Consider the following 25255-nt stretch of genomic DNA (forward strand, 5'->3'; position numbering starts at 1 on the left):
TTTACGATTTTACAGGCTAATTTCCTTTGATAAAATAATAAACCGTAATTTTTTTATTAATTTTGAAGTATTAAAAAAGTACATTTTATGAACATCAAAATTCTTCACATCGACAGTAATAACGCTTTGCTTTGGGATCAATTGCAGCAATCCGGATTTATAAATCACAGTGATTTCACCTCGTCAAAAGAGGAAATTGAAGCCAAAATACAAGAGTATCAGGGAATTGTTATACGGAGCCGTTTCAAAATTGACAAAACATTTTTAGACAAAGCCATTAATTTGCAGTTCATCGCACGAGTGGGAGCCGGTTTAGAAAGCATTGACTGCGATTATGCAAAGTCCAAAAACGTTACACTTATCGCTGCACCGGAAGGAAATCGAAACGCCGTTGCCGAACATACATTGGGAATGATTTTATCTCTTTTTAATAAATTGAATGAAGCCGATAGCGAGATACGATCTGGACATTGGAACCGTGAAAGCAACCGCGGTCATGAACTTGACGGAAAAACAGTGGGAATTATTGGTTACGGAAACATGGGAAAATCATTCGCCAAAAAATTGCGTGGTTTTGATGTGCAAGTCCTTTGTTATGATATTCAGGAAAATGTAGGTGATGTCAATGCGAAGCAGGTTTCACTAACAGAATTTCAGCAAAAAGTGGATGTTGTTAGTTTGCATATTCCTTGGACTCCCGAAACAAATAAAATGATTGACAGTGATTTTATTGCTGGATTTTCCAAGCCTTTCTGGATAATAAACTCGTCTCGTGGCAAGAATATTGTCACTGCGGATTTAGTTGCTGCATTGCAATCTGATAAAATTCTAGGAGCTGGTCTGGACGTTTTGGAATATGAAAAATTATCCTTTGAAACCCTTTTTAATGATAAACACACACCTGAAGCTTTTCAATATTTGTTGAAAGCTAAGAACGTGATTCTGACACCACATATTGCTGGTTGGACATTCGAAAGCCACGAGCGATTGGCACAAGTAATAGTTGATAAAATAAAAGCAAAGTATTTTGGTCAACCTAAAGTTGCCTTGGCGGAGAAACGGGTTACGGGAATTGGCGGCTTCTTTTTTAAATCAAATAATCCCAAAGAATTGGTATCTTGGTATGAAAAACATTTGGGTTTAAAAACAGATGACTATGGTTCCACTTTTTGGTGGAAAGACAAAGAGGGGAATGATTGTTCTACGCAATGGTCGCCGTTTGCAATGGATACCACGTACTTTGCTCCAAGCGAAAAACAATTCATGCAAAACTTCAGAGTAACTGATTTAGAAAATTTGTTAAAAAAATTATCGGAGGAAGGTGTAACAATTGTGGGCGATATGGAGTCTTATGAGTATGGAAAATTTGGATGGATTCTCGATATCGAAGGAAATAAGATAGAACTTTGGGAACCAATTGATGCTGCATTTCAATAATTTTTATATTTTTAACCACTGAAAAATAACCTTTTAACAATTAAGCTATGGAAAATACAAAAATTGAAGAATGGAATAATCCGCGACCAGTTGAAAAAGACAATAAAAAACTTGCAGCAGGAATTCTTGCTATTCTTTTAGGAGGATTCGGTATTCATAAATTTATTTTAGGATATACAAAAGAAGGAATTATTCAATTTTTCCTCAGTTTTTTATGTGGTTTAGGAGCATTGATCGGAATTGTTGAAGGAATACTATATTTAACAAAATCAAACGAAGAATTTTATCAGACGTATCAAGTAAATAAAAAAGGTTGGTTTTAAAACATAAAAAATTCCCGATTTTTTCGGGAATTTTTATATAATCTGCAGTCAATCTTCTTTTTCACTTAGTTTTCTTTCCAGTTCGGCCTGAAATTCTTCCATTACGGGTTTCATGGTACTTTCCGGAATATCAGCGATCCTGATATACATCAAACCGTCCACGGCGTTATTAAATAGAGGGTCTACATTAAAAGCGACTACTTTTGCATTTTGTTTAATGTATTTTTTAATCAAAACCGGTAAACGCAAATGTCCTGGTTCCAGTTCATCAATAATTTTATCAAACTTATTTAGATCTGATTCGGCTTCGTCAAATATGAAATCTTTGTCGGCATCTTTTAGTTTTACTTTGTAGGCTTTCTTTGGGTGGATGTATTGTGCAATGTAAGGATCATAATAATTCGATTTCATGAATTCGATCATCAATGATTTTGAGAAATCAGAAAATTGATTGCTAATACTTACTCCGCCCAGCAAATATTTATGCTCGGGAAAACGCAAAGTAGTGTGCATAATTCCTTTCCAAAGCAAGAAAAGCGGCATAGGTTTTTGTTGATATTCTTTGATGATAAATGCTCTGCCCATTTCAATCGACTTGTGCATCATGTCATGTAATTCCGGTTCAAATCGAAAGAGGTCATTCAAATAGAACCCATTTATCCCAAATTTTGGATAAATTTCAGAACCCAGTCCCATCCTATAAGCTCCCGCAATTTTATTGGCATCACTGTCCCATAAAAAAAGATGGTGGTAATATTGGTCGTGCTTGTCTAAATCAATGGATTCATTAGTTCCTTCGCCCACTTCTCTGAAAGTAATTTCTCGGAGCCGCCCTATTTCGTGCAGAATATTGGGTATTTTTTTTGCCTCGGCGAGAAAGACTTCATAATTTTTACTTAGTAAAAGGCGACAATCAGTGCTCCGTAAAGCCTCTACTTCCTTAATCATTTTCTCTTGATTAGCCGCAGTGACAATCTTTTTGGGACTTTTTGGCAATTTCAAAGTTGGTGTTGGTAAAAAAGGACTTTCCTTTTCGAAAGGATTTGCCAACATGTAGGTTTTCTTTCTTAAAAACTCTGAATATTCCTCTATAGTGGTGTGCTCATTTTGTTCATTTACTGAAATTGGTTTGCCAATACGCACTTTTATCACACGATGTTTTTGACTAAACACTTCCGAGGGTAGTTTTGCCGTTCTAAAAGTGCTGCTTATTTTTGAAAGAAGATAAAATAATCGACTATTTTTAGCGTGAAAATAAATAGGGACAACGGGAACCTGCGCTTTTCTGATTACTTTAATAGCCCCTTCTTCCCAAGGTTTATCTACCATTAATTTCCCGTCTTTATACGAAGAAACTTCCCCCGCAGGAAACATTCCTAATGGTTTCCCATCGCTTAAATGACGCAATGTTTCTTTTATTCCTACCACGCTAGACTTGGCATCTTTGTGATTTTCAAAAGGATTCACCGGCATGATGTATTTCTTGAGAGGCTCAATTCGATGCAAAAGGAAATTGGCGATAATTTTGAAACTAGGTTCTCTTTCGAGCATTAATTTCAGTAACAAAACGCCATCAATACCTCCCAACGGATGGTTAGAAATGGTGATGTAAGCACCGTCCTTTGGTAAACGTTTTAAGTCCTCTTCCGGAATTTCAAATTTTATTTGTAGATCATTTAATATTCCGTTTAAAAACGCAACGTCTTTTAAATGTTTATTTCTGTCGTATACTTTATTTAAGGTAGAGATTTTTAGAACCTTCATTAGCATCCAGCCTGAAAAAGTACCCAAAACCCCGTACTTATCTGCATTTATCGCTTGTGAGACTTCTTTGGCGGTTACTAAACCCATGTATTTTCTGTTTTTTTAGAGCGAGAAACAAAGATAGCAAAAAACTCCATTTTCTCTATTTTTCTGAATCAAACTTCTAGTTTTTTGTTACATTTGAAATCCACATTCAAACAATAAAATTTTTTCCGATAAAATAAAAAAGTGGATTGCTGGCAACCGCAGGTAAAAATAATTTTTCGGGAGAGACTCAAAAAAAAAAGTAATGAGAATTATTTCATACAACGTAAACGGAATCAGAGCAGCCATTTCAAAAGGATTTATTGATTGGTTGCAACTCGCAGATCCGGACATTATTTGTCTTCAGGAAATTAAGGCAACCAGAGACCAAATTCCGGTTGAAGATATTGCAAAAGCGGGCTATCCGTACCAATATTATTATTCAGCAAGCAAAAAAGGATATAGCGGCGTGGCTATACTTTCTAAAATTAAACCCAACAATGTGGTTCATGGAACCGGAATTCACCACATGGATTTCGAAGGACGGAACCTTCGGGCTGATTTTGATGATTTTTCAGTGATGAGTTTGTACCTGCCATCGGGGACAAATATCGATCGATTGGACCATAAATTCACCTTTATGGATGATTTTCAAAACTACATCAACGAACTCAAAAAAGAAACGCCAAATTTGATGATTTGCGGCGATTATAACATTTGTCACGAGGCAATCGATATTCATGATCCGGTCCGAAACAAAAATATTTCCGGGTTTTTACCGCAAGAAAGAGCTTGGCTCGACGGTTTCATGAAGTCTGGATTTGTCGATAGTTTTCGCCATTTCAACAGTGAACCGCACCAATATTCATGGTGGAGTTACCGCGCCGGAGCAAGAGGAAACAACAAGGGTTGGCGTATCGATTACAATTTAGTTAGTGATTCTTTGAAACATAAATTAAAAAGAGCCGTTATTTTATCAGATGCCGTGCATTCGGATCATTGTCCAATTTTGGTCGAAATCTAGTAACATTTTCAGGAGCTACTTCCCGCTATCCGTTACAATCTTTCTAGTCCTGAACTTGTTTCAGGATCCTGAAACAAGTTCAGGACTAGAAAGGATTTTCACTTTTATCGGGGCTATGGCATTCAAATACCATTGGCATTTTTGCTTTCAAAACAACACAATAGAAATTTTATAAATACCAACAAAATGATTAAAAGAGTTTCCATCGGATTAGTAGTATTGGCACTTTCAACCTCTTGTGTATCCAAAAAGATATACAACGACTTAGAGAGTAAGTTCACCGATTTAAAAAAAGAAAACAGAAGTTTAGCGGATGAAAATACCGATTTGCTAAAAGCTAAAAATCAAGTAGAATTAGACCGCGACGGGTTAAAAACTGATTTAAGCAAATCCAAAGCGGAACTGAATAAACTGAAAGCAGATTATGCCGCGGCTCAAAATAAATTTAATGTCTTACAGGATTCTTATGTCGCTTTAGAAAAAAACAGTGGTGACGCGTTGCAAACCAATATGAAAAAAAATAGGGATTTATTGGAGCAGTTAGATGAGAAAGGAAAAGCATTGGCATTAGAACAAGAGCGACTGAGCAAAAGCGCACAACGTCTGCAAGAATTAGAAGACTTGATTGCAGCCAAAGAAGCTAGCATGAGAAAATTAAAAGAGACGCTGTCTAACGCCTTGAATAGTTTTGAAGGAAAAGGGTTGACAGTAGAACAAAAAAACGGAAAAGTATATGTTTCTATGGAGAACAAACTCCTTTTCAATTCTGGAAGTTGGGCCGTAGGTTCTCAAGGGAAAGAAGCGGTGATTGAAGTAGGAAAAGTTTTGGGTGACAACCCAGACATATCAGTATTGATAGAAGGACATACGGACGATGATGCTTTCACGGCTTCAGGTCCAATTGCTGATAACTGGGATTTGTCCACCAAAAGGGCGACAGCCATAGTTGCTATTTTGAGTGAAAATAAAAAAATCAACAAACAAAATTTAACGGCGGCAGGACGAGGAGAATTTTCGCCATTAGCGAGTAATTCAACTGCAGAAGGAAAAGCTAAAAACCGTAGAATCGAAATAATTCTTACGCCGAGATTAGACGAAATCGCCGAATTACTGAATGAAATAAATTAAGGTCCAAACATCAAAGGATAGAAAGGTTCAGAGTGTATGCTTTGAACCTTTTTTTGTTCTTTACGGGATATTTTATAAAACAACGTCCAGTTTTATAAGTTTAATCATTAAGGAATTATGAAAATTAAGCCTTGATTCTTAATTAAACTTAAGTTTCGTAATGGGTTAAAAAAAGAACCTTTTCCCAACCGCTAATTCACTAATTTTATCTTTGGTTTCAGGGATTTTTAATTCGCGAATCCGCGGTTAAATTTTTTTAACTTCGTGTAAACTTTTCTCAATTTTCTGTTAACACCAAAGCTTAACGCCAAACTAATTTTATCTTTGTTATCGAAAATAAATTACAATTTCCTTAAATATGAAATACACAACATTACCAAATACTGATGTAAAAGTCAGCAAAATTTGCCTTGGTACGATGACTTTTGGGCAACAAAACTCAGAAACTGATGGTCATGCCCAGATGGATTACGCCTTTGACAAAGGGATTAATTTTTTTGATACGGCTGAGATGTATTCAATTCCAGGACGTCAGGAGACTTACGGTAGTACGGAGAAAATTCTTGGCACCTGGTTTAAAAAATCAGGTAAAAGAGAAGATATCGTTTTGACATCCAAAATTGCGGGACCCAATCCAAATTTTGGATACATGAGAGAGAAATTAGATTTCTCACCAGCCAGTATTAAGTATGCATTGGATCAAAGTTTATTGCGCCTGCAAACGGATTATATTGATGTGTACCAATTGCACTGGCCGGAACGCAAGACAAATTATTTTGGGCAACGCGGTTTTAAAGCGCAGGACGATGCCTGGGAAGATAATATTCACAATGTACTTGAAACATTAGACGGCTTTGTCAAAGCAGGAAAAATAAACCATATCGGACTGTCAAATGAAAATCCGTGGGGAATTATGCGTTTTTTAGAGGAAAGTAAATACAACAATCTGCCAAGAATAAAAACGATTCAAAATCCGTATTCGTTATTAAATAGACTTTTTGAAAACGGTTCCGCTGAAATTTGCCTGAGAGAAAATGTTGGTTTATTGGCGTATTCTCCGATGGCTTTTGGGGTTTTGTCCGGTAAATTCCTTACGGGTGAAGACCATCCAAATGCCAGAATCAAGTTATTTCCGCAGTATTCCAGATACAGCAGTCCACAATGCACTGAAGCCACGCGGATGTATCAGGAAATTGCCAAGAAAAACGGATTGACCTTGACGGAATTGTCGTTGGCATTTATAGAACAACAACCGTTTGTAACCAGCACGATTATTGGCGCAACGACATTGGAACAATTAAAAGAAAATATTAATACAATTCAAGTATCACTTTCAGATGAAATCTTAAAGGCGATTGACGAAGTGCAAGCAGTGATTCCTGATCCGGCTCCTTAAATGAAAAAACCCTGTCTGATTTTAGAAATTGGACAGGGTTATTTTCAACATTACAGATCAAATTCATCATCAACCGACAAAGAATCCACTTTTATTTGCGTTGAATCTTGTATTTTGAATTTGATAAAAGATTTTGCAGGTCCTGAAATCAATATTGGTAAGGATTTGTAAATCGTGTCTTCAGGAGTCAAAAGTCCTCTTCGAAACATAATATTGGTTAAGAACAATTCTTGTTTTACAGCAAAATCTTTCAACATCCCTTGATCGTTGAACTGATACATGAATTTTTTTGGACTTGGAATAATTCGGGCGAGATACAAGCATTCGTTCAGTGATAATTCCGAAGGTGTTTTTTGGAAATAAAACTGACTTGCTTCGCCAATTCCATATACATTTGGACCCCATTCGATAATGTTAAAGTACACTTCGAGCATGCGTTCCTTGCTCACAATCCGGTTATTTTCCAGAATATAAACCAATAGAATTTCTTCCAATTTACGTGATATTGTTTTCTCCCTACTCAGAAAAGCATTTTTCACTAATTGCATGCTTATGGTACTGGCACCACGGGAAAATTTTTTGGTTCGTATGTTTTTGACGATGGATTGTTTGAATGCTTCGCTGATGAAACCACGGTGCGAAAAGAAAGAAGGATCTTCGGTAGTTAAAACCGACTTTCGTAAATAGGGTGAAATTTGGTCTAAAGACGTATAATTTGGATTGGCCGCACCAACTAAAACCGGGCGTTGCAACACATTTTTGATAAGAGCCCGATACACAAATTCGCCGTTGAGTTTGTTGAGATTGGCTTCGCCATATTTGGTAATTTTTAGATTTTCTTTCTTCAATTTACTGTCAAAAACCAGCTGATTGGGTTTGTTAGAGTTGAATGCGAAATCCAATTTGTAATCAAAAATACCAGTAGCTTCCATTCCTTTAAAGTGGGTAAATAAGCCTTCAGGAAGCGACGTGATGAAATCCTGCGCTTTCATTTTTGGGATGGTTACTTTGAGTTTGTAAATCGTGTCTTTTTCAGTTTCATAAGCCACGTAAGGATGAAACTTTATTTTATTCAGCTGAACCGTTGAGCTGCTGTCAATGGAAATAAAATCAGGACCCAAAAGAAAACGATAGTCAAATTTGGCGTTTTTAAGAATAACGTCTTTGCTTGCAATTTTCGGGTGGTTGAGTTTTAAATTGGCAATAGCCATAAACCCATCAATATGCAATTCGTTACCATTTCTCTCTATGTTTTGAATATTCAAACGAATGGAATCAAAGCTTGATTTCAGGTTGAACCGCTCGTCTAAATAAGGCATTTTGATTGCGCCTGTGTCAATATTAACGAAACGAATGTCGGCTTTTTTATTTCTTGGATCGGCAAATCCTTTGATTCTCCATCGTTGCGAAATCGTATTGGTTTGAACTTTAATCGAAGTTTCAAGTTGTTTGTTGACCAATCGCAATTTTTGGAAATTTATGGTTGCTTTATTCCCGTTATCATTAAGGCGAAAAGACAGATTGTCCAGAATCATATCCGTCGGAACTAAATTCAGTGCTTTTGAGATGATTCTATAGGCAAACTGGGCGTAATCTCTTTTCTCATCGCGTAATTCTGTTTGATTGTTTTTTTTTAGAAAGGCATCGTAGTTTGTTAATTTCCCTTTTTTTATTAGTTGTACAAAACCATTTTGAATTTCTAAAGTTCCAAGTTGCAAGTCGCCGGTAATCAAATGCCAGAAATTGACACTGGTTTTTAATTTTTGTATTTTAAAAAGGGTATCGGCATTTTTTGGAACCAAAATGATTTCAGTAAGATTTAGACCTGATAATCCTTCAAAAGAAGCTTTTTTTATCGTAAAATCGCTATTGTATTCTACTTTCATTTCATTAGAAACTTTCGCCATTGTTTGTTGTAAAACGGCATCTCTAAATATATAAAAGACAATAATTAAAGTGACAAATAGTACTAAAAGTATATTTAAGGCAAGAATTATGTTTTGTTTTCTGGTTCTCATAAACAATCGGTCGTCTTATGGAATTCAATGTGTGAATTAATTCGTAAAGTAAAGAAAAAACTTGTATGGATCTTGTTTACTCTTGGAGATTGGCATTTTTTTATGTTTTAACCTTTTAAACATAAAAAACTACAACATTTTTGATGTTGTAGTTCCCAGAATTATATTTTAGTAAAGTTGATAGGAAATGCGAGGTTTATATAAAAATGCAATTGGCGTAAATTTAAGAAATATAAAATTTCTTAACTTTAGCCACAATCTCATTTAAGGTCATTTTGTCGGCGGTTTCAACTGCTTTTAGTTTATGGGTAAATAATTTTTCGTCCTGAATTTTTTGTTCCAGTCTAATCTTTGCTTCAGCCGGGCCAAAAACAAAGAGTTCATCTGCTCCTTTGACGTAGGCTAAAACTTCTTTAATGAAAAAATCCATTTGTTCTTTTTTTCGGTTTTCGAATTTTGTTTCATTGTTGCCGTGATGAACTCCGGAAAAGTTTCCTTTATCGCCTTCCTTATCGTGGTAAACGCGGTTTTCAACATCAGATTCTATTTCGAAAATTTTTTCGTTATTACCCGCTTCAAGTGTAATTATAATTGCCTTTGAGGTGTCTATCCAGATGCCAGTTTGTCTTTTCATGTCTCTATTTTTTTTTAGTTATAAAAAGGTTTAGTATTACAATTTCAAAAATTAAAAAATCCAAAATCAAAATTACATTATTTGAAGTTTTTTTGAACAAAACCGAATTATAAATTTACAAATTATTAATTATAAGCATCCCAAAATTTAGTTATAAGTTTGTTTTTATATAAAGATTAATAAACTAATTATAAACAGATTACACTATAAATTTGGAATATTAGTTTGCGCATTTTCATCAACTTTACCGATAAATTTTGTGTAGCAATTTTGTTTTTTATCATAGAAGGTACAGCGGAAGTTAAAGTAAAAATAGTTCAAATGGCTCAATGGTGATCGTCAATTTTAGCATCTATTTAAATCTAGAGAATTACTTTTTAACTATTTTATTTCTGATCACTGGTATGGACGGATTGCAAATTTGCGCTTACGATCATTCAAATCGTTGTGGACGAGTTTTCAGGTTTCAGGATAAATTCTTTATTGAAATTTGTATTGCAAAATTTAATTAGTAACCACCAAAGGAAACCTCAGATGTCGTTTTCAAGTTGAAATCTGAGGAGTAAAATTTCTTTTAAATTTGTTTTCTATCCAAACAACTCACTTGCCACGTCTTCAATTTTGGCTACTAATCGAATTTTAATCCCTGTGTTTTTTAGCGTAATTTTATTGTATTTGGATACAAAAATGGTTGAAAAACCTAATTTTTCCGCTTCCTGAATGCGTTGGTCCACACGGTTTACCGGACGTATTTCACCGGAAAGTCCCACTTCGCCAGCAAAGCAAAAATCTTTATTAACCGCAATATCTTCATTCGAGGATAAAATAGCGGCAACTACAGCCAAATCGATCGCTGGATCATCCACTGAAATTCCTCCTGTTATGTTCAGGAATACGTCTTTGGCGCCAAGCCTGAAACCGGCTCTTTTCTCTAATACGGCCAGAATCATATTGAGTCTTTTGGCGTTATAACCCGTCGTGCTTCGTTGCGGTGTTCCATAAACTGCGGTGCTTACCAAGGCTTGGATTTCAATCATCAACGGGCGCATGCCTTCTAATGTGGAGGCAATAGCGGTTCCGGATAATTCCTCATCTTTATGTGAAATCAATATTTCCGAAGGATTAGAAACTTCGCGCAACCCATTGCCTAACATTTCATAAATACCAATTTCAGCTGTGGAACCAAAACGGTTTTTTAACGAACGTAAAATACGATACACGTGATTTCGGTCACCTTCAAATTGCAAAACCGTGTCCACCATATGTTCTAGGATTTTTGGTCCTGCAATGTTTCCGTCTTTGGTGATATGGCCAATCAGAATCACGGGAATATTAGTTTCTTTGGCGAATTTAATTAGTTCGGCGGTGGTTTCCCGAATCTGAGAAATACTTCCGGGAGTGGATTCAATATAATCCGTATGCAGCGTTTGAATGGAATCAATAATCACGATTTCCGGTTGTATGGCTTCAATTTGCTTAAAGATATTTTGTGTTTTGGTTTCCGTAAGAATATAGCAATTGTCGCCGCTTGGGGTGATTCTTTCGGCACGCATTTTTATTTGCTTCTGACTTTCTTCGCCCGAAACATATAAGGTTTTATACGGTAATTTTAAAGAGATTTGGAGCAATAGCGTGCTTTTTCCAATACCGGGTTCCCCGCCCAAAAGAATTAATGAGCCAGGAACTATTCCGCCACCCAATACGCGATTGAGTTCAGCGTCAGTGGTGTCCATACGGATTTCCTGAGCAGAATCAATTTCGTTTATCCGTAACGGTTTTGGTGCTTTACTGCTTGAAGCAGCTTCGCTTTTCCAAGCTGTTTTTTCTTGTTTCTGTATAATTTCCTCCGCAATGGTATTCCATTCTTTGCAAGAATTGCATTGTCCTTGCCATTTGGCATATTGTGCGCCACAGTTTTGGCAAAAAAAAGTTGTTTTTACTTTTGACATTATTTTTTTGGTGTTTGACTGATCATATCGTCGTATTTTTCCATCATCATGTTTTTTGATAGCTCGCCAATTTCCTCTAATTGGGATCCACTTTGGTAGCGTTTTGCGGCTTTTTTCGGGTCTCCCATTTTTTCATACATTAAACCCAATTCATAATCGGCTAGCATTGATTTTGGGTAATTTTTATTGGCAATTTCAGCTAATTTATCCAATTCTGGATAGGCTTTATTTTTTAAAATTGCTGCTTCAATGGCTTTGAAATCGTTGACACGAATCGGTATTTTTAAGCCGAAATTTTTCGATATACCAACGTATTTATTAATCAAATAATCCACATAACCGGACTGAAGTACAGTAATTTTTTCGCTGTATTCATTAGATGAAATAGGTTTATAGGTATCAAAAAATTGGTACAAGGCATTTGGAATAGAATACAGCACAAGCGAATAATGTGATGCGCCCTTAAAATTATCGAACTTGTAATTTAATGCGGGATTAGTAACCTGTTTTATGTTCTCGTCTAGTTTTTTTATAGACTCTTGAATTTTTTTTATGTCACCATCCCCATTGGATTGATAATAAAAAACAGGTTGTTTTAAAATTGAAAGTTTTTCTGGAATGCGGTTTTCCATATCAGGAGCCAGTTCCGGACTCAATGAAATATATCCATTGAATATAGGATTGTCTTTATACAGAAAAAAGTTTAGAAATCCCGCCGTAGTGTCGTGTCCCGCAATCATTCGGAATGGTGCAACTGGGTATTTTTTTTCGATGAACGGAAGCAGTTCTGCGCCAATAAACTCAAAGAATTTTGCGCCTTTTCCCGTCGGAACTCCATCTTCTTCATCATAAGTGCTGTCGTCAATGCGTTCGTTATTTTTATTTTGGCTTATGCCAACGACAATCATTTCTGGCAAATCATCCCAGTAAGCGCCGTAGTTGATAGCGCCGTAAAATGGGTCAAATAAGTAATCGCCATCGAGTAAAACAAGTATCGGGTACTTTTTATTTGGGTTCTTTTCGAAAGAAGGAGGTAATCCAATTGTAATTTCCCGGCTTTCGCCAAGCACTTGAGAATCGAAAGCAATTGTAGTTTTTTGTGAAAATACGGAAATAGAAAAGAGTAATAAGAGTATTAGTTTTTTCATGATTTGGTTCGTTTTGGAAATTATATTATACTCTAAATAAAGCAAGCAATATAAACATTATTACTTTTAATTGAAAACGTTAACCAGTAATTATTAAGAATGCGCTTTGATTTCAAGGGCGGAATCAGCGTTTATTTGTCAGGTACAACAGCGTTAAATAAAATAGCCACTGATTCACCGATTTTAAAATACAAAATCAGCGAATCAGCGGCTAAAAAATAGGTGTTGTTTTTTTTTCGAATAGAAATTAAGTCAACGAATTGTCATTTTCATTCGGAAAAATAACCCATGGTTTGAAGGTTTTTGCTTCTTCAAAATCCATGTTTGCGTAGGAAATGATGATGATGATATCGTCTTTTTGCACTTTTCTGGCAGCAGGTCCGTTGAGTGTTATGGTTCCTGAATTTTTTTCGCCTTTGATCGCGTAAGTATCAAAACGTTCTCCGTTGTTGATGTTTACGATAGAGACTTTTTCGCCCTCAAGAATATTGGAAGCTTCTAGTAATGCCTCGTCAATAGTGATGGATCCGATGTAATTTAAATCGGCGCCAGTTACTTTAACGCGGTGAATTTTTGATTTTAATACTTGAATTTGCATGCTACAAAAGTAAATTAATTTAATGAAATGGTGTCAATCAATCGAATGTTATTGACATGTACCGCAATAAACGCACGGTATTTTTTATTTTTATTTTTTCGAATACACGGTAAAAGAGTGGTTTCATCAGCAATTACAAAATATTCTAACGTGAAGCGCGTGTGCTTGTTGAATGATTTTTGAACCCATTCTGAAATTGTGGTGCTACTATTGGTTGCAAATTTTTCTTTTACTGCGGTTAGAATTTTATAAATAATTGCTGCTTCGTCTCTTTCCTGCGCTGATAAACGTTCGTTTCTGGAGCTCATGGCTAAATTATTCGATTCTCTATATATTGGACAACCTATCACGTTTACATTTAAGTTGTTTTTGGCAACCATTTTAATGACAATCTGTAATTGTTGAAAATCTTTTTCACCAAAATAAGCATTTGTAGGGTCTACTATTTCAAAAAGATGTTTTACAATGGTGCCTACGCCATTAAAATGTCCCGGTCTGAATTTGCCTTCCATTTGATTTTCAAGTCCATCAAAATCGAAAGATTGAGCACGTGGTTTTCCGTCATAAATGTCTTCAACAGATGGGGCGTATAAAATTATATTTGGATTTAAAGCAGTAAGTTTTTTCACGTCTTCTTCCAATGTTCGTGGGTATTTTGCTAAATCGTCAGAATTGTTAAATTGTGTTGGATTTACAAAAATACTCACGACAGTATTTTCATTTTCCAGCAATGATTTTTGAATTAATGCCAAATGACCTTGGTGTAAAGCGCCCATAGTAGGAACAAATCCAATCGTGGAATGGACGGTTTTTATGGATTTCAAATAGTCGATTAAAGATGCTTTTCCGTAGAAAATATGCATGACAGTATTATTAAAATTAAATGCAAACTTACTATTTTAGTTAATAACTGCATAAAATTTTGTAATTTTGCATGGTTTTTATTGCCAATAAATTAAGTAAATTACAATATGAAAGATAAGAGGATATTATATGTATCATCTGAGGTGGTGCCTTATCTCGCTGAAAATGAGGTCTCTTTAATGTCTTATGACGTGCCGAAAATGATCAATGATCAAGGTGGACAGATAAGAATTTTTATGCCAAGGTATGGAAATATTAACGAGAGAAGACATCAATTGCACGAAGTAATTAGACTTTCGGGGATGAATTTAGTTGTGAACGACTTGGATATGCCTTTAATTATTAAAGTGGCTTCGATACCAAAAGAAAGAATACAAGTTTACTTTATTGATAATGATGAGTATTTCAAAAGGAAAGCCACATTTGCTGATGAAGAAGGTGTGATGTATCCCGATAATGATGAACGTGCCATTTTCTTTGCAAAAGGCGTGGTTGAAACCGTAAAAAAACTCAATTGGGTTCCCGATATTATTCACGTTCATGGATGGATGGCCGCTATGTTGCCCATTTATATGAAACATTTTTACAAAAATGAAGCATTGTTCTCAGAGACAAAAATTGTTACATCGGTTTACAGTCAGTCTTTTGAAGGTACTTTAGATAAAGAGATGATTAATAAAGTGAAATTTGACGGTATTCCTGATGAGGCGATTTTGGATCTAGAGGTTCCAGACTATGAAAACATTATTAAGGCTACCATAAAGCATTCTGATGCGGTGATTATTGCCTCAGAAAACCTGTCTCCAAGTTTAACAAAATTTATAGAATCTTCAGGAAAACCTTTTTTACCTTTCGCGGCGAAAGATGCATTCGCGGAAGCGTATACTAATTTCTACAGAAACGAGGTTCTTTAAATTAAACTTTTTTATTAAATATGTACAATAATTCTTTTTTTAAGAAAATTCTGTTAGTTGCGAGCGTTGTTTTTTTATATTCCTGTGATAAAGATTATAATGAAATAGGAGGGGATTTAATTGGTGAAAACAATTTTGATCTCAAAAAAGAAACGTACGGAGTTTTAGCTTACAATCAAAAAACAGGGCCAATTCAATCGAATGATCTTACTGTAAATCCATTGGGAATTTATAATAACCCAAATTTTGGAGAAACAACGGCCAATTTTGGTACTCAATTGACTTTGCCTGCAACGATAACAACGATTGGTTCAAGACCTTATATTGAAAGTGTAGTCTTGACAATTCCATATTATTTTGATGCGTTAAAAACGATTACAAAAACAGATGGCAGTCGCGATTATGTATTAGATTCTATATATGGTGCTGATAAGGCCGTGATGAAACTAAGTGTTTTCGAGTCGGGTTTTTATATGAGAGATGCAGATCCTGTGGGTGGATTTAAACAGCCTCAAAAATATTTTACAGATCAAAATGCTGAATTTGATAATGTAAAAAAACCAAATCGTTTAAATGATGATTCCAATGTGGCTCAAAACAATGCGTTTTTCTTTGATCCAGCGGAACATGTTGTGACCACAACAGATTCAATTACAAAGGTGGTTACTACTGTACGAACTCCTCCGGGAATGCAATTGAATTTGAACAAAGGTTTTTTTAAGACAAAAATAATTGATGCGGTTGCAAATGGAAAATTAGCTACAAATGATGTTTTCAAAGAGTACTTCCGAGGACTTTATTTTAAAATGGAAAAATCAGGAAGTAGTGCTGGAAATTTAGCAATGCTGAATTTTAAAGCAGGAAAAATCACTTTAAAATATATCGAAGATTTATCAACAACAACGGGTGGTGTGACTAGTATTACACGAGTTAAAAAAACTATAGTTCTTGACATGACCGGTAACTCAGTGAGTTTGTTGAATACTGATTTTGCTAGTAGTGGACTTGCTTATAATGCATTGCCAACTACTGGAAATACAACTCAGGGTGATGATAAGTTGTATCTAAAAGGTGGTGAAGGATCTGTAGCCGTGATTAGCCTTTTTAATACTCCAGGAGAGTTAGAAGCGATAAGGAATAGCGGATGGCTAATCAATGAAGCCAATTTGGTTTTTCATATTGATGCAGCTGCTATGGCTAATAATTATGAGCCACAAAGAATTTATTTATATGATTTTAATAATAACCGACCAATTGTTGATTATTTTGTAGATGCTACAACAAATAGTAGTAATGCTAAAAAATCAAAAACCATTTTTGATGGTAATATAAACACCACTAATAAAAGAGGAGTTACGTATAAAATTAGAGTCACAAATCAAATAAGAAATCTTATCAAGTACAAAGATTCAACTAATGTTAAATTGGGATTGGTCGTTACGGAAGATATTGCAACAATAGTTTCTCATAAGTTAAGAACACCAAACGCTTTTATTTCTGGAGCGCCAAAAGCAGCTGTGATGAATCCATTAGGGACTATTTTGTTTGGAGGTAAATCCACGGTTCCGGATGACAAGAGATTGAAGCTTGAAATTTATTATACAAAACCTAATTAAGTAAAAATATGTGTGGAATAGTTGGATATATTGGTTTTAGAGAAGCGTATCCTATTGTAATAAAAGGATTGAAGAGACTCGAATATAGAGGTTATGACAGCGCTGGTGTAATGTTGTATGACGGTGAAAATTTAAAACTTTGTAAAACAAAAGGAAAGGTTTCGGATCTTGAGGAGAAAGCTGCTACAGCAATTACAAAAAATGGGACAATCGGAATAGGGCATACACGCTGGGCAACTCATGGTGTTCCAAATGACGTAAATTCTCATCCTCATCTTTCTAATTCAGGAGACTTGGCAATAATTCACAATGGGATTATTGAGAATTATGCACCTTTAAAAGCAGAATTAATAAAACGGGGTTACATTTTTCATTCAGATACGGATACTGAGGTGTTAGTAAATCTTATTGAAGAAGTACAGACAAAAGATAATTTAAAACTGGGAAAAGCTGTTCAGGTTGCTCTGAATCAAGTAGTGGGAGCCTATGCAATTGCCGTTTTTGATAAAAAAAACCCTAACGAAATTGTTGCTGCCAGATTGGGAAGTCCATTAGCAATTGGCGTAGGAGAAGGAGAATATTTTATTGCGTCAGATGCTTCGCCTTTTATAGAATACACAACTAACGCGATCTATCTTGAAGATGGCGAAATGGCAAATATTAGATTGCATAAAGCTATGAAAATTAGAAAAATTAAAGATGATTCTTTAGTTGATCCATATATTCAGGAGCTTCAAATGAACTTAGAGCAAATAGAAAAAGGTGGTTACGATCATTTTATGCTCAAGGAAATTTATGAACAACCAAGTGTAATAAAAGATACGTACCGCGGAAGACTACATGCCAATAACGGGATTATTCAAATGGCAGGAGTTGAGGATAATTTAGAAAAATTCCTTAATGCCGACAGAATTATAATCGTGGCTTGTGGAACGTCTTGGCATGCAGGTCTAGTTGCCGAATACGTTTTTGAAGAGTTTGCACGTATTCCGGTAGAAGTAGAATATGCTTCAGAATTTAGATATAGAAACCCTATAATAAATAGTAAAGACGTAGTTATTGCCATCTCACAATCTGGAGAAACTGCAGATACAATGGCTGCAATAAAACTAGCCAAAGAACACGGAGCATTTGTGTTTGGTGTATGTAACGTAGTGGGTTCTTCTATTTCTAGAGAAACACATGCCGGAGCGTACACACATGCGGGACCAGAAATTGGTGTGGCTTCTACCAAAGCTTTTACGACACAAATTACAGTGTTGACCATGATTGCATTACGTTTAGCAAAAGCCAAAGGGACTTTGTCGAATAGTGATTTTCACACCTATTTACAAGAATTGGAAATTATTCCTGAAAAGGTTCAGGAGGCTTTAGAAACGAATGACAAGGCAAAAGAAATTGCTATGGTTTTTAAGGATGCTCCTAATTGTCTATATTTAGGACGAGGGTATAACTTTCCTGTAGCTCTTGAAGGCGCTTTGAAACTTAAAGAGATATCCTATATTCATGCTGAGGGATATCCAGCAGCCGAAATGAAACACGGACCGATCGCATTAATTGACGAGCATATGCCAGTTGTTGTTATTGCGCCAAAGCAGGGACACTATGACAAAATTGTAAGTAATATTCAGGAAATAAAATCCAGAAGCGGAAAAATTATAGCTGTTGTCACGAAAGGGGATACGCAAGTGCGTCAATTAGCGGATTATGTTATTGAAATCCCTGAAACGTCAGACGCTTTGTCGCCATTGATTACTACAATTCCATTACAGCTTCTGTCTTATCATATTGCTGTTATGCGTGGTTGTAATGTTGATCAACCTCGTAATTTAGCAAAATCAGTAACTGTAGAATAAATTTTTTTATAAAACAGTTATTATAGTACTATTTTAATATAAGCCTCGAAAGATTTTCTTTCGGGGCTTTTGTTTTAATTACTATTTTTTATATCGGGACTTTTTAAATGCTTAAAAAGAGCAATGAAAACGTTAATTTCCATCGCTTTTATCACTTTTATCAAATATCTAAAATATAATAAATTTTTTGTGATAAATGTATTTTTTATATGCATGCATAATGATATTCTATTAATATTGCATTATTTTTAACATATATAATAATAAAAAATAAATATAGAATAAGTATAAATGAGGCAAAATATCTGCTAAATATGAAATATTTTAGGGGCTTTTTTATTAATATCAAAAATATTTGTACTTTGGCATCATAAACCAACAAACTTTAACCCAATGAGAGTGTATTTACTTTTTTTGTCATTGTTTTTTTGTAGCCTTACTTTTGCTCAAAATTCAATTTCAGGTATTGTTACAGACAGTAACAACCAACCTATTCCTGGAGCCAATATTAAAATTGTTGGCGACTCTTCGGGAACGATTACCAATTTAGATGGTTCTTTTACGTTACAGTTCGCTAAACAACCCCCTTTTATCATTGAGGTTACAAGTGTAGGGTTTGGAACTCAAAAAATTACTGTTTCGTCTGTCAATCAAAAAATCGTAGTAATTCTTTTAGATGAAGAGAACAAACTAGATGAGATCGTAGTTTCTGCGTCAAGAACTCCAGAGCGAGTGATTGAATCACCGGTTACTATTGAGCGAATGGGTATTCAACAAATAAAAAGCACTACAGCACCTACATTTTATGATGGATTAGAAAATCTTAAAGAGGTGCATTTTAATACCAGTAGTATCTCCTTTAAGTCCATTAATACCAGAGGTTTCAGCACTGTAGCGAATACTCGTTTCATGCAATTAGTAGATGGAATGGATAATTCTTCTCCTGCATTAAACTTTGTATTAGGAAACTTAATAGGCCTTTCGGACATCGATGTTGCTAATGTTGAGTTGCTTCCAGGAGCGTCTTCGGCACTTTATGGAGCAAATGCCTTTAATGGTATTTTGTTTATGAATAGCAAGAATCCTTTCACAAATCAGGGAATTAGTACCTACGTAAAATACGGGCAGACTACGCAAGATGCTGCTGGGACAAATGACTATTTTGATTTTGGATTGAGAGCAGCGACTGCTTTTAGTAAACATTTTGCGGCCAAAGCAAATTTTAATTTTTTGAGAGCAACAGAGTGGATTGCTGCTGATCAAAGAAGTATGACTGGTGGTTCAATAGGACATGCAAACAATCAAAACTATGATGGTTTAAATTTATATGGTGATGAGGTTACGACTTTTATTACGAATGTAGGTCAGGTAAGTAGAACGGGATATCGAGAGCAAGATTTAAATGACAATAAAGTGAAAAGTGTAAAAGCTGATTTCTCTTTGCACTTTAAACCATGGGAAGGGGAAACAGAAATCATATTGCAACATAAAGTAGGATTGGGAAGTACTATCTATCAAGGTGCAAACAGATATGCGTTGGACGATTTTTTCTTGCAACAATCTAAATTAGAAATAAGAGGGAAAAATTTCTTTGTACGAGGATATATTACAGATGAGGATGCTGGAAATTCTTATGACATGCGTTTTGCTGCTTGGAATGTTAATAGAGCGGCAAAATCTGATACGGAATGGTTTACAAATTACGCAACGGCTTATCAGCTTTCTGGTGCTGTTTTAGGAACTAATGCTCAACAATCAGCTGCAAATGCAAGAAATTATGCGGATTACAATATCAAACCAACAGGTCTTCCATTTTTGGCTACTCCAACAGGGAGTGCTAGATTTGAGCCTGGTTCTGTTCAGTTCAAAAATGCTTTAGCAGTTGCAATATCTGAACCAGACCTTACTAAAGGAGCTAAATTTATCGATCAGTCAAAGCTGTATCATTCTGATGTAAATTATAATTTTAAAGAATTAGTAAAATTTGCTGAGATTCAATTAGGAGGTTCATTCCGACAATATGAAATGAATTCGCAAGGAACAATCTTCACTGATTTTGATGGCCCTTTACGTTATAATGAATATGGAGCTTACGGGCAACTGACTAAGAAATTTTTGGATGACCGATTGAAATTTACAGGATCAGCACGTTATGATAAAAGTCAAAATTTTGACGGGAATATTTCTCCTCGAATCTCTTTAGTTTATTCAGCTGGTGCATCTAAAAGACATAATTTTAGAGTTTCATATCAAACGGGCTTCAGAAATCCAACCACGCAAGATCAATATATTGGTCTTGACTTAGGACCATTCGCTTTAATTGGTTCAGCTCCAGAGAATTTAGATCGTTTTACAGAGGTTAGGTCCGTTAGTGGTGCAGGTCAGGCATTAGGAATTCCTGCAACTTTAACATTGACAGGGCAAAACGCTTATAATAATTCATATACGTTGACTTCTGTTCAGGCTTTTAGTGCGGCAATTGCAGCAAACCCCACTAATGTTCCAGCAGCAGCAGCTTTGTTGCGAGCGGCTAATATAGGATTAGTAAAACCGGAAGAGGTTCAGGCTATTGAAGTGGGTTATCGTTCCATCGTTAACAATGATTTGTCAATTGATATAAACGGTTACTTTAATTTATATAATGACTTTATGAATACTTCAAGGGTAATTAGTCCATATTATGGGGATGTCAATACTACTTTTGATTTTGGTAATCCTGCAACTTTGGCTGCGCTTTCGGCTCTAAGTAACGGCGACAGAAGAGTGTACCAGGTCTATACTAATACTACTGCAAAAATTACATCGTTAGGTTTTGGTGTAGGTTTGTCTAAAAAAGTGTACAAGGATTTTGAAGTTGGTGTAAATTATAACTATGCTGAGTTTAATTTTAATCAAGAAGAGGATCCTAGTTTTATAGCTGGTTTTAATACTCCTAAACATAGAGTAAAAGCGTCTATTGGTAATACTAGATTGTTTAAAAACTTTGGTTTTAACGTTAATGCAAGATACAATACGGAGTATTTATGGCAATCTTCTTTTGCTGACGGAATAGTGCCTGAAAATACAGTTTTAGATGCGCAAATTAATTATGGTTTTCCTAAATTAAAGTCGGTGCTTAAAGTTGGTGCTACTAATATTGGCGGAAAGGATTATATTCAAGTAATAGGAGCAGGTGCAATAGGGCAACAATGGTTTGCTTCTTGGACAATCAACCCATAATTTAAATAAGGTCAATAATTTTAAAAAATATATCATGATAAAAAATTTCAAATGGCTGTTGTTGATTTCGCTAACCTTCGCAGCATGTAATAACGATGATGTGGCGGTTGTTGAAGAGCCACTAACGGCTGGTACAGCAGATTTCTCTAAATATGTGGCTTTAGGAGATTCATTTGCAGCGGGATATAGTGATGGCGCTCTTTTTAAAGCCGGTCAAAAAAATTCATACCCAAATATTCTAGCAGAACAATTTGCTTTAGTTGGCGGAGGTGTTTTTACAAATCCATTTATGGCAGATGACAATAGAGGAGGTTTTTCCATTGGAGGTAATCAAATTCCTCAATTTCCAACACGGTTGTATTTTAATGGAGCCGCACCTGTAAATGTTAACGGTGTTTCAGGAACAGTTCTTGGTGCTAGTATTTCTGGAGCTTATGGTAATATGGGTGTTCCTGGAGCCAAGGCAATACATTTAGGAATTGCAGGTTACGGACAGGCTAACCCATATTTTGGACGATTTGCAAAAACAGCAATGTCAAGTGTGCTAAAAGATGCTACGGATCAAAATCCAACCTTTTTCTCTTTATTTATTGGAGGGAACGATGTGTTAGGATATGCGACTAATGGTGGAATACCTACTTCTCAAGATCCTGTTTCAGGAAATGATATTACACCAGCGGCAACTTTTAATACCGCTTATAATGCTTTAGCAACTGCTCTTGCAGCTGGAGGAAGAAAAGGTGTTGTTGCTAATTTACCTTATATCAACAATCTTCCGTTTTTCACGACAGTTCCTTATAATCCGGTTCCTTTAGATGCTGCAACTGCAGCGCAGTTAAACACACAGTTGTTGGGGCCAGTAAAACAAATTCTTACGGCTCTTGGCGCTGGAAGCAGAATTAAAACATTAACGGCTTCTGCTACGAATCCTTTGTTGATAAGAGATGAAACGTTGGTGAACTATAGTGCGCAGATTACTAGGGAACTTGTGGCGGCTGGTGTTCCAGTTGCTCAGGCAGGTTTGATGGGCAATCTATATGGACAGGCACGTCATGCTAATGGAGGTGCAAATGTTGCTAATAAAGATTTTATATTACTTACCACAAGAACCGTTATTGGAACATCGCAAGTTGGAGTTCCTCCACCTTTTAATACCGTTGGGGTAACGTATCCTTTACAGGACAATAGAGTTTTAACAGCTTCGGAGGTTTCTGAAATAAAGTTAGCCACTGATGCCTATAACGTGACTATAAAAGCTGCGGCAGATGCAAACAGTTTGGCTTTTGTTGATACAGCTGCAATATTAAATCAGTTGAATAATGGAGGAATTCGTTTCGGTACTTTTCACATGACTGCTGCTTATGTGACTGGTGGTACTTTTTCTTTAGATGGAGTTCATCCAAGTCCTAGAGGCTATGCTTTGATTGCCAATAAATTCATAGAGGCTATAAATGCTAAATACGGATCTAATTTGAAAGGAGTTGATTTAGGTTTGTACGGCATTCAATTTCCGGCAATTATTCCGTAATTAACTTGTAATTTTTTTAATAAAATAACCACCCGTTTTGTGACGTGGTGGTTATTTGTTTTTGAGGATATTGCCATATTTTATCTATTGTGAAGCCTTTTCTCGATTACCTACTAAAATTATCCTTTTTTTTATAAAAAAAATTATTGATTTTATATTTTAAAAAATTATCTTTGCACACTGAAAAAAGTGTCTAATCGATCAATTTCGATAAGCTGTATTTCATAAACCTAAATAGCTATTTAATAAATACATAAGTAATGTCTAAAGTAATAGGAAAAGTTGCCCAGATCATTGGCCCAGTAGTTGACGTAGTTTTCAACGGTAAGGATGTTGAACTTCCAAAAATTTATGATTCATTAGAAATCACAAAAAAAGATGGTACTTTATTAGTACTTGAAGTACAATCTCACATTGGTGAAAACACAGTGCGTACCATTTCGATGGACTCAACAGATGGTTTGAGTAGAGGTTATGAAGTAGTTGGAACAGGAAATCCTATCCAAATGCCAATTGGTGCTGATGTTTACGGTCGTTTATTCAACGTAATTGGAGATGCCATTGATGGTTTAGGAAACTTGCCAAAAACAGGAGAAAACGGTATGTCTATTCACAGACAAGCGCCAAAATTTGAAGATTTATCTACTTCTTCTGAAGTTTTATTCACAGGTATTAAAGTAATTGATTTAATTGAGCCTTACTCAAAAGGGGGGAAAATTGGATTGTTCGGTGGTGCTGGAGTTGGTAAAACAGTATTGATTCAGGAGTTGATTAACAATATCGCAAAAGGACATGGTGGTCTTTCCGTATTCGCAGGAGTAGGAGAAAGAACACGTGAAGGAAATGATTTACTTCGCGAGATGTTAGAGTCAGGAATTATAAAATACGGGGATGAATTCATGCACTCCATGGAAAATGGAGGATGGGATTTATCTAAAGTAGATATGCCAGGAATGAGAGAGTCTAAAGCTACTTTCGTTTTTGGACAGATGAATGAGCCTCCAGGAGCTCGTGCTCGTGTAGCGCTTTCTGGATTGTCTATCGCTGAATATTTCCGTGATGGTGCAGGAACTGATCAAGGGAAAGATGTATTGTTCTTTGTGGATAATATCTTCCGTTTTACACAAGCAGGTTCTGAGGTTTCGGCACTTTTAGGTCGTATGCCATCTGCGGTAGGGTACCAACCAACATTGGCTACTGAAATGGGTGCGATGCAAGAGCGTATTACATCTACTAACAAAGGTTCTATTACATCGGTGCAAGCGGTTTACGTTCCTGCAGATGATTTAACAGATCCGGCTCCGGCTACAACTTTTGCTCACCTTGATGCTACTACTGTATTGTCTCGTAAAATTGCTGAGTTAGGTATTTATCCTGCAGTGGATCCATTGGATTCTACTTCAAGAATCCTTACGCCTCAAATTTTAGGTGATGAGCATTATGACTGTGCACAAAGAGTAAAAGAAATTTTACAAAAATACAAACAATTACAAGATATCATCGCGATCCTTGGTATGGAAGAATTATCTGAAGAAGATAAATTAGCCGTTTCAAGAGCGCGTCGTGTTCAACGTTTCTTATCTCAACCTTTCCATGTTGCGGAGCAATTTACAGGATTGAAAGGTGTTTTAGTTGATATTAAAGATACTATCAAAGGATTTAATATGATTATTGACGGTGAATTAGATCACTTGCCAGAATCCGCTTTTAACCTTAAAGGTACTATTGAAGAAGCAATCGAAGCTGGAGAAAAAATGTTAGCGGAAGCATAAATTAGTGTTCAGTATTCAGTCTCAGTATTCAGTACTGTGACTG

17 protein-coding genes and 1 pseudogene are annotated in these 25255 nt (G+C 35.7%); 11 read left to right on the plus strand and 7 right to left on the minus strand.

Translation table 11 applies throughout. The features are described from left to right. Positions 1-87: 87 nt before the first annotated feature. Both ACNQGJ_RS02155 and ACNQGJ_RS02160 read left to right on the plus strand, forming a co-directional pair. Positions 88-1026 (plus strand): annotated as a pseudogene (locus tag ACNQGJ_RS02155) (2-hydroxyacid dehydrogenase); the annotation flags it as partial. Positions 1027-1484: 458 nt separating this feature from the next. Continuing rightward, entirely contained in the window at positions 1485-1760 is a 276-nt protein-coding gene (locus ACNQGJ_RS02160) for a TM2 domain-containing protein (protein WP_417970525.1), read from the plus strand. Between the two features lie 48 nt (positions 1761-1808). On the opposite strand, the gene ACNQGJ_RS02165 is transcribed toward ACNQGJ_RS02160, so the two are convergent. Next, positions 1809-3611: a GNAT family N-acyltransferase gene (locus tag ACNQGJ_RS02165; protein WP_417970523.1), complete on the minus strand. Its 1803-nt coding sequence runs from the start codon at positions 3609-3611 to the stop codon at positions 1809-1811. Between the two features lie 202 nt (positions 3612-3813). Between ACNQGJ_RS02165 and ACNQGJ_RS02170 the strand changes: the two genes are divergently transcribed. From ACNQGJ_RS02170 to ACNQGJ_RS02180, 3 genes are all read left to right on the plus strand, one after another. Then, entirely contained in the window at positions 3814-4572 is a 759-nt protein-coding gene (locus tag ACNQGJ_RS02170) for an exodeoxyribonuclease III (RefSeq protein WP_417970521.1), read from the plus strand. Positions 4573-4758: 186 nt separating this feature from the next. Further along, positions 4759-5700: an OmpA/MotB family protein gene (locus ACNQGJ_RS02175; RefSeq protein WP_417970518.1), complete on the plus strand. Its 942-nt coding sequence runs from the start codon at positions 4759-4761 to the stop codon at positions 5698-5700. A gap of 358 nt (positions 5701-6058) precedes the next feature. Then, positions 6059-7096, plus strand: a complete 1038-nt coding sequence (locus ACNQGJ_RS02180) for an aldo/keto reductase (RefSeq protein WP_417970516.1) — start codon at positions 6059-6061, stop codon at positions 7094-7096. Positions 7097-7146: 50 nt separating this feature from the next. On the opposite strand, the gene ACNQGJ_RS02185 is transcribed toward ACNQGJ_RS02180, so the two are convergent. From ACNQGJ_RS02185 to panC, 6 genes are all read right to left on the minus strand, one after another. Beyond that, the gene (locus ACNQGJ_RS02185) at positions 7147-9114 is read right to left on the minus strand and encodes a transglycosylase domain-containing protein (RefSeq protein WP_417970514.1); all 1968 of its coding nucleotides are present in this window, start codon (positions 9112-9114) and stop codon (positions 7147-7149) included. A 223-nt stretch (positions 9115-9337) separates the two neighbouring features. Then, positions 9338-9748, minus strand: a complete 411-nt coding sequence (locus ACNQGJ_RS02190; protein WP_417970512.1) for a hypothetical protein — start codon at positions 9746-9748, stop codon at positions 9338-9340. A 587-nt stretch (positions 9749-10335) separates the two neighbouring features. Continuing rightward, positions 10336-11697, minus strand: coding sequence for a DNA repair protein RadA (radA, locus tag ACNQGJ_RS02195; RefSeq protein WP_417970510.1), 1362 nt, complete (start codon positions 11695-11697; stop codon positions 10336-10338). Continuing rightward, complete coding sequence (locus ACNQGJ_RS02200) at positions 11697-12845, minus strand: alpha/beta hydrolase (protein ID WP_417970508.1); 1149 nt, start codon at positions 12843-12845, stop codon at positions 11697-11699. Before ACNQGJ_RS02200 ends, radA begins: the two co-directional genes overlap by 1 nt. Before the next feature lie 247 nt (positions 12846-13092). Beyond that, positions 13093-13443, minus strand: a complete 351-nt coding sequence (gene panD, locus ACNQGJ_RS02205) for an aspartate 1-decarboxylase (protein ID WP_417970506.1) — start codon at positions 13441-13443, stop codon at positions 13093-13095. A gap of 14 nt (positions 13444-13457) precedes the next feature. Then, the gene (panC, locus tag ACNQGJ_RS02210) at positions 13458-14306 is read right to left on the minus strand and encodes a pantoate--beta-alanine ligase (protein WP_417970504.1); all 849 of its coding nucleotides are present in this window, start codon (positions 14304-14306) and stop codon (positions 13458-13460) included. 108 nt (positions 14307-14414) lie between these two features. On the opposite strand from panC, the gene ACNQGJ_RS02215 reads away from it, so the two are divergent. The 6 genes from ACNQGJ_RS02215 to atpD all read left to right on the plus strand — a co-directional run bounded on the left by ACNQGJ_RS02215 (position 14415) and on the right by atpD (position 25212). Continuing rightward, the gene (locus ACNQGJ_RS02215; protein ID WP_417970502.1) at positions 14415-15221 is read left to right on the plus strand and encodes a glycogen/starch synthase; all 807 of its coding nucleotides are present in this window, start codon (positions 14415-14417) and stop codon (positions 15219-15221) included. 20 nt (positions 15222-15241) lie between these two features. After that, on the plus strand, positions 15242-16837 hold the full coding sequence (locus tag ACNQGJ_RS02220; RefSeq protein ID WP_417970500.1) for a DUF4270 domain-containing protein: 1596 nt from the start codon (positions 15242-15244) through the stop codon (positions 16835-16837). Positions 16838-16845: 8 nt separating this feature from the next. Then, positions 16846-18693, plus strand: coding sequence for a glutamine--fructose-6-phosphate transaminase (isomerizing) (glmS, locus tag ACNQGJ_RS02225; protein WP_417970498.1), 1848 nt, complete (start codon positions 16846-16848; stop codon positions 18691-18693). A gap of 393 nt (positions 18694-19086) precedes the next feature. Then, complete coding sequence (locus tag ACNQGJ_RS02230; protein ID WP_417970496.1) at positions 19087-21912, plus strand: carboxypeptidase-like regulatory domain-containing protein; 2826 nt, start codon at positions 19087-19089, stop codon at positions 21910-21912. 34 nt (positions 21913-21946) lie between these two features. Further along, positions 21947-23440, plus strand: coding sequence for a G-D-S-L family lipolytic protein (locus ACNQGJ_RS02235; RefSeq protein ID WP_417970494.1), 1494 nt, complete (start codon positions 21947-21949; stop codon positions 23438-23440). Positions 23441-23700: 260 nt separating this feature from the next. Beyond that, on the plus strand, positions 23701-25212 hold the full coding sequence (gene atpD / locus ACNQGJ_RS02240) for a F0F1 ATP synthase subunit beta (protein WP_073204939.1): 1512 nt from the start codon (positions 23701-23703) through the stop codon (positions 25210-25212). Positions 25213-25255: the final 43 nt, after the last annotated feature.

This window comes from Flavobacterium cryophilum (genome assembly GCF_048286555.1).
In the GTDB taxonomy this organism is placed as follows: Bacteria; Bacteroidota; Bacteroidia; order Flavobacteriales; family Flavobacteriaceae; genus Flavobacterium.